At 38.0% G+C, this 13,381-nt stretch carries 13 protein-coding genes and 1 pseudogene; 11 read left to right on the forward strand and 3 right to left on the reverse strand.

Annotated features, from left to right (window positions below; translation table 11 throughout):
• Positions 1–7: 7 nt before the first annotated feature.
• From OCV62_RS18440 to OCV62_RS07380, 5 genes and pseudogenes are all read left to right on the forward strand, one after another.
• A pseudogene (locus OCV62_RS18440) lies at positions 8–208 on the forward strand (site-specific integrase); the annotation flags it as partial.
• Between the two features lie 825 nt (positions 209–1,033).
• Complete coding sequence (locus OCV62_RS07365) at positions 1,034–1,984, forward strand: winged helix DNA-binding protein (RefSeq protein ID WP_262585771.1); 951 nt, start codon at positions 1,034–1,036, stop codon at positions 1,982–1,984.
• Positions 1,985–2,737 (forward strand): hypothetical protein, encoded by a 753-nt coding sequence (locus OCV62_RS07370; RefSeq protein ID WP_262585772.1) that lies wholly within the window; start codon positions 1,985–1,987, stop codon positions 2,735–2,737.
• 44 nt (positions 2,738–2,781) lie between these two features.
• Entirely contained in the window at positions 2,782–3,513 is a 732-nt protein-coding gene (locus OCV62_RS07375) for a metallophosphoesterase (protein WP_262585773.1), read from the forward strand.
• A 5-nt stretch (positions 3,514–3,518) separates the two neighbouring features.
• Positions 3,519–6,497, forward strand: coding sequence for a TOTE conflict system archaeo-eukaryotic primase domain-containing protein (locus tag OCV62_RS07380; protein ID WP_262585774.1), 2,979 nt, complete (start codon positions 3,519–3,521; stop codon positions 6,495–6,497).
• A gap of 405 nt (positions 6,498–6,902) precedes the next feature.
• On the opposite strand, the gene OCV62_RS07385 is transcribed toward OCV62_RS07380, so the two are convergent.
• Positions 6,903–7,583, reverse strand: coding sequence for a transposase (locus OCV62_RS07385; protein ID WP_317258842.1), 681 nt, complete (start codon positions 7,581–7,583; stop codon positions 6,903–6,905).
• A 26-nt stretch (positions 7,584–7,609) separates the two neighbouring features.
• Entirely contained in the window at positions 7,610–8,020 is a 411-nt protein-coding gene (locus tag OCV62_RS07390) for a transposase (protein WP_262585789.1), read from the reverse strand.
• Positions 8,021–8,291: 271 nt separating this feature from the next.
• Between OCV62_RS07390 and OCV62_RS07395 the strand changes: the two genes are divergently transcribed.
• From OCV62_RS07395 to OCV62_RS07420, 6 genes are all read left to right on the forward strand, one after another.
• Entirely contained in the window at positions 8,292–9,200 is a 909-nt protein-coding gene (locus tag OCV62_RS07395; protein ID WP_262585776.1) for a hypothetical protein, read from the forward strand.
• 143 nt (positions 9,201–9,343) lie between these two features.
• A complete protein-coding gene (locus OCV62_RS07400; RefSeq protein WP_148448530.1) occupies positions 9,344–9,541 on the forward strand; it encodes a hypothetical protein in 198 nt (65 codons plus the stop codon).
• Positions 9,542–9,601: 60 nt separating this feature from the next.
• The gene (locus OCV62_RS07405) at positions 9,602–10,285 is read left to right on the forward strand and encodes a hypothetical protein (protein ID WP_262585777.1); all 684 of its coding nucleotides are present in this window, start codon (positions 9,602–9,604) and stop codon (positions 10,283–10,285) included.
• A gap of 352 nt (positions 10,286–10,637) precedes the next feature.
• Entirely contained in the window at positions 10,638–11,015 is a 378-nt protein-coding gene (locus OCV62_RS07410; protein ID WP_161286669.1) for a TnpV protein, read from the forward strand.
• A gap of 47 nt (positions 11,016–11,062) precedes the next feature.
• Entirely contained in the window at positions 11,063–11,623 is a 561-nt protein-coding gene (locus OCV62_RS07415) for a CPBP family intramembrane glutamic endopeptidase (RefSeq protein WP_118468462.1), read from the forward strand.
• Positions 11,624–11,658: 35 nt separating this feature from the next.
• Complete coding sequence (locus OCV62_RS07420; RefSeq protein ID WP_118468460.1) at positions 11,659–12,252, forward strand: VanZ family protein; 594 nt, start codon at positions 11,659–11,661, stop codon at positions 12,250–12,252.
• A 94-nt stretch (positions 12,253–12,346) separates the two neighbouring features.
• Here the strand turns inward: OCV62_RS07420 and OCV62_RS07425 are convergent, their stop codons facing one another.
• Positions 12,347–13,153, reverse strand: a complete 807-nt coding sequence (locus OCV62_RS07425) for a helix-turn-helix domain-containing protein (protein ID WP_262585778.1) — start codon at positions 13,151–13,153, stop codon at positions 12,347–12,349.
• Between the last annotated feature and the right edge of the window lie 228 nt (positions 13,154–13,381).

Raw genomic sequence — 13,381 nt, forward strand, 5'->3', positions numbered from 1 at the left:
CAACTAAATGGATGACGTTAAGCTGTCTGATGCGAAGATATTTCTGATTAAGCTTCAGAGAGATGGACGAGGATACAGTTCCATACACTCGATCAGAGGCGTGTTAAGACCGGCATTTCAGATGGCTGTAGATGATGATCTGATCCTTAAGAATCCATTCGGATTTGAACTTGGTACGATACTGGTCAATGACAGTCAGAAGAGAGAACCAGGTTGAAAGAAGCGAAGAAAGAACTGGATAAAAACCGGTTTGTAACCCCAAAATATGCACAAATAACTCATGAAAGCCTTATTTCGTAAGGCTTTCCGGATAAGAAAAATAACCCATTTATAACCAAAATGCCCGAAAAAACATGAGAAAATGCATGAATTTATGAGAAAAAAAGCCGTTTTAGAAAAAAGTGTATAAAGGCTGGAAAGCCAGTATTTACAAGGCTTTGAGAAGATATGAGGAGATAAAATGGGTAAGATAAAAGTATTATTTATTTGCCACGGCAGAACTCGTACTTTTGCCTGAAATGGCTTGAAATCAAGACCCTTGGGGAATGAGAATGGTATTTGTACCCCCATTGTACCCCTATTTTGATATTTCACTGATTTATTAACCGGACTGCCCTCGATAAAAATGAATATGATTTGTGGTGAAAGGAGTTCCTTCGGGGACTTCTTTTCGTTTGCATAAAATGTCGGTTTGAATGTCGGTTTGTTTATATGGAACTGTTGCATGTGCAGTCGCGAGATGGAAGTTGAGGAGTATGAACATTACGATGCACCGAAATGTTATCAAAATGTTCCGAATTGTTATTAGAATAATTATTAGTTCCGGTAATTGCATCAAAAATTGATAAAAATAAGGGAATCAATTTGATGTTTGACGGCAATACATACTATGTGGTTGTACTATTAATAATAATCGTATACCTTACCTAAACATGCATAGAAACCAAGCTGATTACAATGAAATAACAAAAAAATTGAAAAGTAACATAAATTATGTTATTATATATAAAAATGTGTTACAAGGAGATGCCATATGAAAAAGCAATTAGAGAAGTATTTTGGCTGCAAAGTAAAAATAGCAGAATACAAGAATAAATTACCATTGCCGATCTTTATGACTATGCGTGATATTATGATAGTTGAAATATATGGTGTTAACTTTGCCATAATAGATGTTATGAAGGAAACGGAGCTAAGTGTTGCTGCAATGAAAAAGCAGAAAGCAAAGTATGAGGAAGCATTGCAGTGCCCTGTAGCATATGAAGTAGCGTTAAACAACGTATCCATGAGAAATGCTCTGGTAAAAAGCGGAGTTCCGTTTGTGAATTTGCCGGGAAATGTATTCTTACCATTTATGGGAATTGTATTGCAGGATGTGTATCGCAAGCAGCTTGTCAAAGCGGATAAGATGATGCCGGCAACACAGATGGTGTTCCTTGAATTGTTATATATGAGTGATGAGGAATCTGTGTTAAAAAGTGAAGTTGCGAACAAGCTGAATCTTACCAAAACGTCCATTACAAGAGCAACAGCGCAATTAGAGGAAATGGGACTCATCCAGCAGATGAAATCAGGAACAGAGATTGCTATTAAGAGAAATTACTCACGGAAAGAGTATTATGAAAATGCAAAAGGATATTTGATTAATCCGGTCCAGAAAGTGATTACAATTATGCGATATGAAGCAACCTTTGAATCATTTAGCGCAGGAGAAACTGCACTTAGTCAGGAGTCAGAATTGAATCCACCAAGAATAGAGGAACGTGCAATCTACAAGGGCGAGGAAGTTGTTGACCAGTTGGAAATTGTGGATGCCAGATCTGAAGACCCAGACGACTGCTTGAAGATACAATTATGGAAATACAATCCTTCTTATTTTGCAAGAGAAGGGCGTGTTGATCCTGTTTCACTGGCATGTACATTCAAAGGTAACGAAGACGAAAGAATAGAAATGAGTATTGAGGAACTGTTGGAGGAATTATAAATGGTACCAGGGATAGACTCTTTTAGAGAAAAATTTAAAGATTATACGGATTATTACACTATTATCGGCGGAACTGCCTGCGATATTCTACTCTCAGAGGCAGACTTGCCATTTCGAGCGACAAAAGATATTGATATGATCCTGATTATGGAGGATAACTTCCCGGAATTTGCGAGCGTATTCTGGGAATACATAAAAGAAGGCGGCTATAAGTGCGGATGGAAGAATGAACAGAATATGCACCTTTACCGCTTCACAGAAGGAAAATTCGGTTATCCTACTATGATTGAGTTGTTTTCAAGAAAGCCGGGATATCATCTTGAAATAGAAGAGGGAATCATTCCGATTCATATTGATGATGATACTTCCAGTTTATCAGCGATTCTTCTGAACGATGACTTCTATAAATTTATGATGTCCGGACGCAGAGTGGTTGATGGTATTGGTGTTCTGGGAGCAGAGCATCTGATTCCGTTCAAAATGTATGCGTGGATTAACCTTTTGGACAGAAAAAGAGCCGGCGAGCATGTTAATGAAAAGGATTTAAAGAAACATAAGTACGATGTATTCCGATTGTTGCAGATTGTTACAGCGGGAACAAAAGTTGAATCAGAAGGGCTGGTGACAGAGAGTATACATAGATATGTCGAGGAAATCAGTGCAGTAGATGAATCGGAGGTACGACTTTTGCAGATGGGAATGCCTTTTGACAGAGATAGGGGCGTGGAGTTGTTGAAGGAGATTTACTTGTAAGAAAATTGTTACAAGTTTGTATATCAATTTTAGGAGATGGAGTTATGCGAGTACTTGTGATTCCTGATATTCATCTAAAACCATGGATATTCGACAGGACAGAGAAAATCTTAAGAGACGGTAAGGCGGATCGGGCTGTGTGCCTGATGGATATGCCGGATGACTGGAATATGGAATTTCAGATAGAACGATATAAAGAAACATTTGATCGGGCAATCGCATTTGCTGAGGACTATCCGGATACTCTCTGGTGTTACGGTAATCATGATGTCAGCTACTCGTGGGGAAGACTTGAGACCGGATATTCTCCCTATGCCGAGAGGACGGTAATGTCAAAGCTTGAAGAACTTGAGAACCGCCTTAAGAGTCCGGTACAGATAAACATAATGCATCGGATTGACAATGTGCTTTTCTCACATGGAGGGCTTACAGCTGATTTCCTAAGATGGCTTAACAAGGATCTGCTGGATGCTGATATAGAGGAAGTTATTGCAGCGGTAAACGATGCTCCACATAATTATCTCTGGAATGATGAATCACCCTTATGGTTCAGACCACAGTATGAGACCAGAGAGATATTCAGAGCAGATATATACAAACAGGTGGTAGGGCATACTCCGGTGGAGAGGATATTTGAAAAAGACGGCATCATATCGACAGATGTGTTCTCTACCTATAGAGACGGAAGACAGATTGGAGAGTCTGCGATGATGGTTATTGATTCGGAAACCGGAAAATACGAGAAGATAGAGGTTATGGGGAAACTGGGAGTGTGATAAGGATGAAGGAACCTACGCAACAATATTCAGATACAATCAAATCATTACAATCCAGGATACAGGCATTGGAGGATGAAAACCGACTTCTGAAAGAGCGTTTGGAAGAAGCCGGTGTTTCGTATGCGGATATTGTGTCAGGCGACGCTGAAGGAGTTGTGGAATTGTATGATCCTGATCAGGGTGCTCGTATTAAGAAATTTGATGTTACGGATAAGATTGCAAGTGACTTCTTTATGATGTTCTGCCGCGGAAGGAAGGATGTGTATGATCTTCGTTATACGAATCCCAAAACGGGGAAGAACGGGTATTATACGCAGTGCTTTAACCGCTGGGATCGTGGCTGCCATATACAGAAAAAGGATGGAGTTCGTTGTAAGGATTGCGAATTAAGGGCATACAAGCCGGTTACTCTGCCTTTGATAAAGGCGCATATGAATGGGACAGATCCAAATGGCAATGATGTCGTGGCGATATATCCGATGCTTGAAAATAACCTTTGTCAGTTACTTGTATTTGATTTTGATAACCATGCAAAGGGAGCGGAGCAGGAAGATTATGCGAATATTGATGATGGCTGGAAAGAAGAAATAAATGCTTTGCGGCACATTTGTAAGAATCTGGATGTGGACGCTGCGGTGGAACGGTCAAGGTCGGGACGCGGTGCGCATCTTTGGATATTCTTCAAGGAAATGGTTCCTGCCAGATTGGCGAGAAGATTTGGCTTTGCGTTGCTAGAGAAAGGAGCTGAATCCGTCAATCTTAAGTCCTTCAAATACTATGATCGCATGATACCGACGCAGGATGCGCTCCCTGAGGGCGGACTTGGAAATGTTATTGCACTTCCTTTACAAGGAATGGCCTTGAAGTCCGGAAACAGTGCTTTTATTGATGAAAATTGGAACGCATATGAAGATCAGTTAAATGTTCTTGCCGGGACAAGGCGACTGACCAGACAGGGGATAGAGGACTATCTTTCTTTATGGTACAGTACGGGATCCACCAGCGAAGACAACGGTACTGATGCGCCATGGGATAAGAATTCTGAGATTGAAGCAGGCAGTGTTAAGGGCGTGGTGCGTATCGTGCTGGCTGACCGCATTTACATAGACTCAACAGGAATGTCCAATAAGACAAAAAGACAGCTTCGCCGTATGGCAACATTTTCAAACAAGCAGTATTTCCAGAATCAGGCTATGGATATGCCAAATTACGATGAATCCAGATTCATTTACCTTGGAAGTGACGAAGGAAAATATATTGTATTGCCTCGCGGACTTCGGGAAGAAATTCTAAAGAAGTTTGATAATGCGGGGATCAGTTATAAGATTGAAGACAAGAGAACCAAAGGGCAGGAACTCAATATTTCGTTTAGGGGAGAATTGCGTGAATCACAGATTCCGGCTGTGGAAACTATGCTTGAAAATGAAACCGGGATACTGCACGCCGCAACAGCGTTTGGTAAGACTGTAGTCTGCTGTGATATGATCGCAAGAAGAGGCATAAGTACCTTAATACTTGTAGACAGGGCAGATCTGATGAACCAGTGGATTAAGCGTCTGGAGGAGTTTTTGGATATTGATGAAGAACTACCTGAATATCAGACAAAGACCGGGCGTACACGAAAAAGAAAATCATTGATTGGAAATCTTCAAGGAGCGCATGATACACTGACCGGAATAGTGGATGTGGCCATGATACGTTCTCTTAAGAAAAAAGATGGATTTCATCCGAAGCTGAAAGAATATGCTCAAGTATATTTTGACGAATGCCATCACGCAGCATCGGATAGCGCGATAGAAGTGCTGCAGGAGATAAATGCAAAGTATGTGTATGGCGTGACGGCAACACCGAAACGTGGTGATGGTAAGGAAAAGATAAACGAATTTCTGCTCGGCCCTATCAGGTATAGGTTTACAGCAAAAGACAGAGCCGAGGAGCAGAATATTAATCATCTGGTATATCCCCGATTTACCCGGACAGTAAAGCCGCATCATTTGTCAAAAACACCATATGGTAATGATGCCTATGAACTGATAAGGAATAATGATGTTCGTGACGAACAGATTATCAGGGATGTGGCGGACTGTGTGCAAGCTGGAAGAACTCCGGTAGTACTGACGAAATATGTTGATCATGCCAAGAAGCTGTCTGAAAGGCTTAAGACATATGCTGACCGATTGATCTTGCTAACGGGGGCAAATGGAACGAAAGCGCGCAGGGCTCAGGTGGAAGAACTGAATAAAGTTGATGATTCGGACAGTCTTATTCTTGTGGGAACGGGCTCTTTACTTGGAGAGGGCTTCGATTTTCCGCGACTTGATACTCTGTTCATGGCGACTCCCGTTTCAGGAGAAAATGTTGTGGAGCAGTATGTCGGGCGACTTAACAGGGATTATGATGGTAAAGAAAATGTCATCGTCTATGATTATGTGGACAGTCATATTCCAAAGTTCGATAAAATGTATTCAGCAAGGCTGAAGGCATATAAAAAGATCGGATATGAACTTTGCGTTAATATGGACGGCGAAAAGCAGAAGGCAAATGCAATCTATGATATTGAAAACTATGCAGAAACTTATTGGAAGGATCTTGAGGAGGCTAATTCCGCGGTCGTTGTATCAAGTCCGAGGTTAAATAATCAAAAAGTGGATCGCATTATAAACATGCTTGGAAAGCGGCGGGAGTTGGGAGTTGAGGTAACAATTGTTACATGGCATCCGGATGCCTATAAATATGGCAAAGATGATGTCCGGATGGAGCTTATGGAGAGACTTCGAAAAGCCGGTTTTGAAATCAGGCTTGTAGAAGAGACTTGTGAGCATTATGCCGTAATCGATAATGAGATTGTCTGGTATGGAAGTGTGAATCTGCTGTCAAAGGAAGATGCCGAGGACAATTTGATGCGGGTATGCAGTAAAGATATTGCAGCAGAACTTCTTGAGATGACATTTGGTTCTGAAGTAGAATTGCAAGAATGGTAAGTATGGACGCAAAAGAAAGATAAAAATATACTTTGGGTATCAGCTAGCAGGTGTGGTAAATAAAATAGTAAAATATATCATCAAAAATAAAAACGGAAAACCCGTAGATAAATTCATAGCAAGGTGGTATATCAAGCAGAAATCCAAATTAACAACAGAAAAATTGTTTAAAATTTTAATATGCATTAAATCTTTTGAAATTTTCATGTAATTTTTTTTGAAAATGTATTGGCTTGTCCCAGGGGCAATGTTTTACAATAAGTAGAGAGATGAGCAAAACGAATTGATTTAAAAGATGGATTTGACAGTTAGCTTTTGTAAATCGGAAAAATGGAAATTTATGACATAACAAAGCTTACGTAAGTCCAGAACCTACGCAAATGGGGAGATATGAATAGCTCTTTATTATGCGATTCGCTTTACAGCTTTAAGCTTACGATAGGATTGCCCTGTGTCGGTGGTGATTGCCGCAACAGCAACCGCTAACAGACTTATATGGGCAATTGTATTCAAGTTGGTAACAGATGATTTATTTCTTACCCACATACGTTCCTGCTCTGTATTTTTGAAACGTGAGTTGTATCTTTCACATTCTGTACGAAGAGAGTAATTACTTTTGAAATATTTGCTGTCTCTGTCGACGGAGAGTCTTAAATCATCGGGAATGGTGATGTATTTTGTACAGCCGCGATGCTTTTTGCCGTTGTAAAAATTTTTGTGATGGCAGGGACAATCAGCGTTTTTGCTTGATTTTAGTGGACAGCAGAATTTTTGGCGTGTACGTCCATTATCAGAAAATTTACCATCCTTCCACATGGCAAGCCCAGCATCGCAGACAGGATTTCCCTGTGGAAGAAGTTTTGGATTTTTGGTGGATCGTTTGTTTAATGGAATAATACATTCACCTTGGTAGAGTTCCTGTACCTGATTATAGATATTTTTAACATCATAGCCTTTATCAGCAAGGAAGGTACATTCGGTTATCGGCAGAAAAGTATGTGTGTCAGCCAAAATATCAAGCGCAACAGTGGAATCATGGACATTGGCGGTAGTGGTCAGTTCATAAATGGGAAGACCTGAATACAGTCAACAAGGACGTGGTTTTTGTAACCCTAGTAGAACTCATACTTTTTCTCGTTTGTTTGGTTAGAAGCAGTATGTACGCCAAGTTTGCAATCAGTATCTGCTTTGGGCTGGTTATCAGGCTTAAATTTGTTGGATAGAAAAGATTTGGGATTATTCTGTGAAGTGTTTGCAGCAATCAGAGTAGAGTCCAAACCAATAAAAGATGTATCAACAATACCTTGTTTTGAAAGATAAAGAACTTGGGATTTCATAATGGATGAAAGTACATCGTTATCAAGCTGTTTTAGAAAACGATTAAACGTCCAGTAAGAAGGCAACGGAGCAGAAATATCAAAACCGCAGTAATGGGCGATTAGAAGGTTGTTGTTAAGATAATCAACAAGATCCGTAATCATTGAAAAGCCTTCACATTTCATAACGATAAACGAACAAATCATGGCATGATTGGAAAAGCCTTTTCGCCCGGTTTTAGGGAATTCAGGACAAAGGATAAATCGAGATTCAGAAAAAGTGAATCGTAAAATTTTGCAACTGGTTGTGAAGTGAAAAGACGGATTTTGACAACTTAATAATACCATTTGGAGCTGGTTGTTACTATAAATTTGGAGTGATAAAAGAGGTTGCCATGCCTTGCAAACCTGCATAAATACTGAGTATGTGGAGTTTTGCTCATGGCTAAAAGAATAATACTGAAGAGGTGGTGAGGATATGTTTGAATTGGAATATTGTAGTAATCCTGAGATTGGAGAGCTTCATTCGTCTGGTATTAAGTTTGATTATCAATATGATGTAGAATTTGATTCAAAACTAAAAACATTAGATAAATTTTTGTTCTTGGTGGATATGCATACTATTATTGATTCGTGCGCTAAAGACTTTCTTGAGATAACCATTGATGATTTTGATGAATTTTGGAAAATAAATAAAAGACTTTTGAATTTTGTTAATGCAGTATATGGGTATAAAGAATATGTTAATAGTTATGAACCTTCATTAAAGAGCATTACAGAGAAATATTACAATATGAAAAAGTGGTACAGGTTTCTCTGTGATTTCAGAAACTATATTATTCATCAATCGATAATTATTAAGGACTACAGACCATCTGATGGAGATGTTTTTATAAATATTGAAGAAGTTGTATCGTTGCTAAGCGAGTATGATTATCCTAATGATAGGTACAGACGTAATGCAGAAGAATTCACGAAATGGCTAGAATGTTTTAAAGATGATTCTTTGGAGATTAAAGATGACATTTTTTTAAGTATGAAAAATGTGACATCATTAGTAGTAGATGAAATGTCGCAGATGAAAAATGATGTTTTATTGTATGCTTATAGAAAAAGTATACAACCATCAATTGAATGGCTGATAAAGCAAATACCAATTATTGATGGAAAATTTCAATATGTGTTCGTTGTTGATAAAGGTAATCTTCCTGAATCTGTAAGAGAACCAAATTATGCGATGGAAGATTTTGTGAGAAGAATGATAAAATCTTTAGGGGTAGAGTCTGTTATTTGCAAGGAACTTTTTACTGTATTGAGCGAGAAAAAGTATGATTATTTCTATGATGGTAATTGTGACCTTGAGGATTTTATAAATCGTTCAAAATAGATTATTAGCATATTGTTGAAGATAGGAGTATGTGTTATATTAAAACAGAGAGCTGTGATGATAATGTCATGGTCACTGGACTTTGGTTATAAGAGCTGGATGCTGTATCCAGCACCATTGTTTACAGAAAGGTGGTCGTTATTATGACAAATGAAAACACAGAAATCGTTGTATCACATCAGGAAATTGATTTAAAGGTAGAGGCTAAGAAACAACTTCGTATTGCAACAGTTGATTTTTTTAAGTGTGCAAAGAAACCTACAAAGGACTTTGCAGACTGCGTTGTTGATTATCTTTTGAATCGTTTGATTAACTGGGTGGACAGCAAACTCTCAGCATAATAGTTTATGAAAATAGACTAACATATGCTATGGGCGCTCTGTTTGGCAGGGCGTCTTTTAATGTATGAAGAAGGGAAAATACATATGCTTGAGTGGATAAAAAGGCATAAAGTTTTTGTAATTATATGTTTTGTAATTATTGTGATAGGTGTTCCATTTGCGATTCATTGTTTGTTTAAAATTCATCCGACAGAGGATTATGATTTTTTTGTGGCTGAATGGAGTGCGGGAGAACTGTTACAATATTATGGTGGCGTTTTAGCTTTTTCTGGTACGGTGATTTTGGGAGCATTGTCATTGCATCAAAACGAAATTATTAAACAAGAATCAGATAAAAGAATAGCAATTCAGGAAAAGCGAGAACATGATAGTAATATACCTCGATTTCGTGTTAAGTTTTTGTGTTGCAATGGAAGATATAGTAATATGAAAGTGAAAATAGAAAATATATCTGATAATGTAGCAAATGAAATCCTTGTATATAAAATATGTGTGGTGAAAGATAAAAATGTGATTTGGAAGTATCCGAATGCAGTCAAATATGATGTGATAAAGGCTAATGATGAACTTGAAGTGGAATTGAAAACTGAAGAAATACAAGAGGATAAAGTTAGCATCCAGTTTGATTTTAGATGCAACGACAAATATGGAGAAGAACATAAATATCATGTATATTCATTTTGTGAAAGCAATAGTTCAACACCATATTTTAGCATAAAGGAAATATTTGAAGAAAATCCTTAGTAGTAAGTATTTTCCTTTTACTACTATTTTTACTACTAACAGGTAGTAATAACTTGCTCAATTCTGTTCTGATTTGCCACAATCTGTAATTTCAGAACAAATAGAAAAATCCTAGAAATCCCTCGCAAAACAGGGCATTCCGGGGCAAAACAAGGAGAAATAAAATAATGATAAAAATACTATTCATTTGCCACGGCAGGATTTCCCGGGCATGATGAAAAGTCTCATATCGTCTCATAAGTCCCGTTTTTAAGCGTTTTTTGTGCTTCAATCTCAAATTTACCAAAGATTTACCAATATTTCTGGAGAGCCAGACTTGCAAAAAAATGAGTCAGAATGAGGAGATTAAAACATGAGCGAATTGAAACCAAGAATAACGGAAAACGGAATTGATTATATCCTTGTTGGAGATTACTACATCCCAGACCTGAAACTGCCGGAAGAACATCGCCCCATTGGAAAGTATGGACGGCTGCACCGGGAATATTTAAGGGAAATCCATCCAGCCCGATTGAACACATTGACCTTGACTGGGGAGTTATGGACATATCTTTCAGACCTGAACGAACAGGCACAGGAACGGTTAGACACCATCATGGAGCAGATGAAAATTGCCGAGGGCGTAACCGAGGAATTAAAGTGTACCCGTCAAATGGAATGGGTGCGGCGGTGCAATAATATCCACAATCGGGTAGAAGAAATTGTTTTGCATGAGATAATTTATTCATAATAGTATGGTGTCAGGCTTATGACAAATCAGAGGTTAAAAGGTGCGTTATGTTAAAAAGCATAGGGTTATATTTTAGAAAAATAGATTTTCTGAATTTTGCAGTTGGAGCTATAATGCCAATCATTGTATTGTTTATAGTTTATTCATCAGTCAAATCAAATATAATTCTTCAAGACACTGATTTTTTATCACTGTTGATGAATCATAAAGGGAAATTCATATTTTACTTTTTCGTGTCCTTTATTGAAGAAGTTATTTTTAGAGGAATTATTTTTGGGCTGTTGCTGCAAAAATGTAAAAATAAGTATTTGAGTTGCGTAATAGCTGCACTTATTTTTACACTACCACATATTTTTAATACCGATAATATTTCTGTTCTGGTAATGTTTATTTTTCCTTTTCTATATGGAATATTTGCCAATGAAATGTTTTACACTACAAAGAGTATTTGGATGCCCACAGGATTTCATTGGTTATGGAATTATACAATAACAAGTTTGTTTCTTGTTACAGGAACACAAAGTTTCATATATGTACATATCATAGCAGCAATGATTATAATGATACCGTTGTTTTACATTGTTATTGGGAAAACACGCGTAGAATGATTATGACAAATTAGAAGTTTTGGAGGTAGAAAAACGTGTATAGAATATATAGTGCACTTATCGAAATTGTTGCGGCAGCTGTTTTTATAATTCCTATTTGGTGCATATATAACAAGTTATGTTTTCATAGCTGGAAACGAACTATTATTTATATGGTATTTGGGTTTTATTTTACTGCAGTCTTAGCACTTGTAGGCTTTCCTAATATAGCATCTCTGAAAATTGATTTTGCAGTGAACATTATCCCGTTTTTGGATATGGTTTCGGATTTCATTAATGCTTGTTTGAATATACTTTTATTTGTTCCATTTGGTTTCTTTTTGCCGATATTGTGGGATAAATTTAGAAACATTAAAAATATTGCCTTAATGGGATTTATAGTTACAAGTTTAATTGAAATATCACAGATTTTTACTTTTAGAACGAGTGATATAAACGATATTATTACAAATACTGTTGGTACTATAATTGGATATTTTATTGTACATAGGATAACTGATAATTTTACGAAGCGAATCTTTTCAAATTCAAAAATGGGTGACTTTTACATAATATGTGTATCGGTAGCACTTATTATGTTCTTCCTTCAACCATTTATTTCATCATTGTTATGGAAAATGGTGCTGTAACTTCCAGTTTTCCACTCTGAAAACTTAACTGAATAACCCCAGCACAAACCGCTGCTACATGGAAGCCAACAAACCATGCAACAGCGGTTTTTCTTTATCGTTTTTTCCTCTGGCTGATAGGCGTTCCCATTTTCTTTGACTTTTTGAGAATCCGAATTAGCCAGCGAAATTCTTCATCTGACAGATTTTTATAGTTGATACCAAGCTGTTTGCAGTAAAGGACAACGAGCTTTTCATCCCGGCTACCCTTGAAGTTTTCGACCGCTTCCAGATTTTCTTTCAGTTCATTGGCAACGGTGGTCTGGGGTGCACTCTCACTGTCCTTTTTATGGGCTTCTCGAATATCCCGGATAATGAGATTGAGGTCATCCCGTACCATGTGACTGAAATATTCATCATCACTGATATGGGCGGCTTGCAGCACTTTCAAATGGGGGTCATCTTCGCCGGGGCGATACCGTTCAATGATTTCATGCCGGACGGTATCAACAAGTGCATTGAGGTTTTGAATCTGCATGGTGGCAATCCCGTCCACATAAATCTCAATGTCTGCAAGAAACTTGATAAAATCCTTATGTGTGGCAAGTTCACACAGCAGACGGTTGTTAATCCGACCGCTTTTCAGAAGTGCTACCATCTCATCACTCAAATGCAGCTCCCTTAATGGCGTGTTGATCTCCGCCCGGTTCTCTGTCCGGCAAAAGAGATAATCGAGGGACACCTCATAAAAATCTGCCAGCAGGATAAGGTTGCCATGATTGATTTCCTTATAGTCATCTTTTTCATAACTGCCAAGAGCCGATTTTGAAACACCCGTTTGCTCTGCCAGTTCTTCCAGTTTTAATCCTTTGTTTAATCGTAAATCTTTTAGCCGTTCCTGTATTGTAGTAGCTCCGTTCATTGAAGCAGTTCCCCCTTCTGACAACATTTATAACCGTTGAATTGATTATACCATATCAATTCCGCAATCGTGGAAATTTCTGATTTTTACCCCTAATTCCTACTTTGTGGACATACGGCATAGGGCACAAAAATGTTCTATGATACAGGTAGTTCATCGATGGATTATTCCAATCGAATGACCAGCCTGTGTGGGATATGCTTCCCCGGCGATGTAGTGCCATGACTT

Source organism: Gallintestinimicrobium propionicum (assembly GCF_025567525.1).
Lineage (GTDB): Bacteria > Bacillota > Clostridia > Lachnospirales > Lachnospiraceae > Gallintestinimicrobium > Gallintestinimicrobium propionicum.

Excerpts from the sequence above, each read along its gene's own strand:
- OCV62_RS07365 (WP_262585771.1), top strand. The coding sequence starts at position 1,034 with ATGAAAAAGCAATTAGAGAAGTATTTTGGCTGCAAAGTAAAAATAGCA.
- OCV62_RS07370 (WP_262585772.1), top strand. The coding sequence starts at position 1,985 with ATGGTACCAGGGATAGACTCTTTTAGAGAAAAATTTAAAGATTATACG.
- OCV62_RS07375 (WP_262585773.1), top strand. The coding sequence starts at position 2,782 with ATGCGAGTACTTGTGATTCCTGATATTCATCTAAAACCATGGATATTC.
- OCV62_RS07380 (WP_262585774.1), top strand. The coding sequence starts at position 3,519 with ATGAAGGAACCTACGCAACAATATTCAGATACAATCAAATCATTACAA.
- OCV62_RS07390 (WP_262585789.1), bottom strand. The coding sequence starts at position 8,020 with ATGATTTGTTCGTTTATCGTTATGAAATGTGAAGGCTTTTCAATGATT.
- OCV62_RS07395 (WP_262585776.1), top strand. The coding sequence starts at position 8,292 with ATGTTTGAATTGGAATATTGTAGTAATCCTGAGATTGGAGAGCTTCAT.
- OCV62_RS07400 (WP_148448530.1), top strand. The coding sequence starts at position 9,344 with ATGACAAATGAAAACACAGAAATCGTTGTATCACATCAGGAAATTGAT.
- OCV62_RS07405 (WP_262585777.1), top strand. The coding sequence starts at position 9,602 with ATGTATGAAGAAGGGAAAATACATATGCTTGAGTGGATAAAAAGGCAT.
- OCV62_RS07410 (WP_161286669.1), top strand. The coding sequence starts at position 10,638 with ATGAGCGAATTGAAACCAAGAATAACGGAAAACGGAATTGATTATATC.
- OCV62_RS07415 (WP_118468462.1), top strand. The coding sequence starts at position 11,063 with ATGTTAAAAAGCATAGGGTTATATTTTAGAAAAATAGATTTTCTGAAT.
- OCV62_RS07425 (WP_262585778.1), bottom strand. The coding sequence starts at position 13,153 with ATGAACGGAGCTACTACAATACAGGAACGGCTAAAAGATTTACGATTA.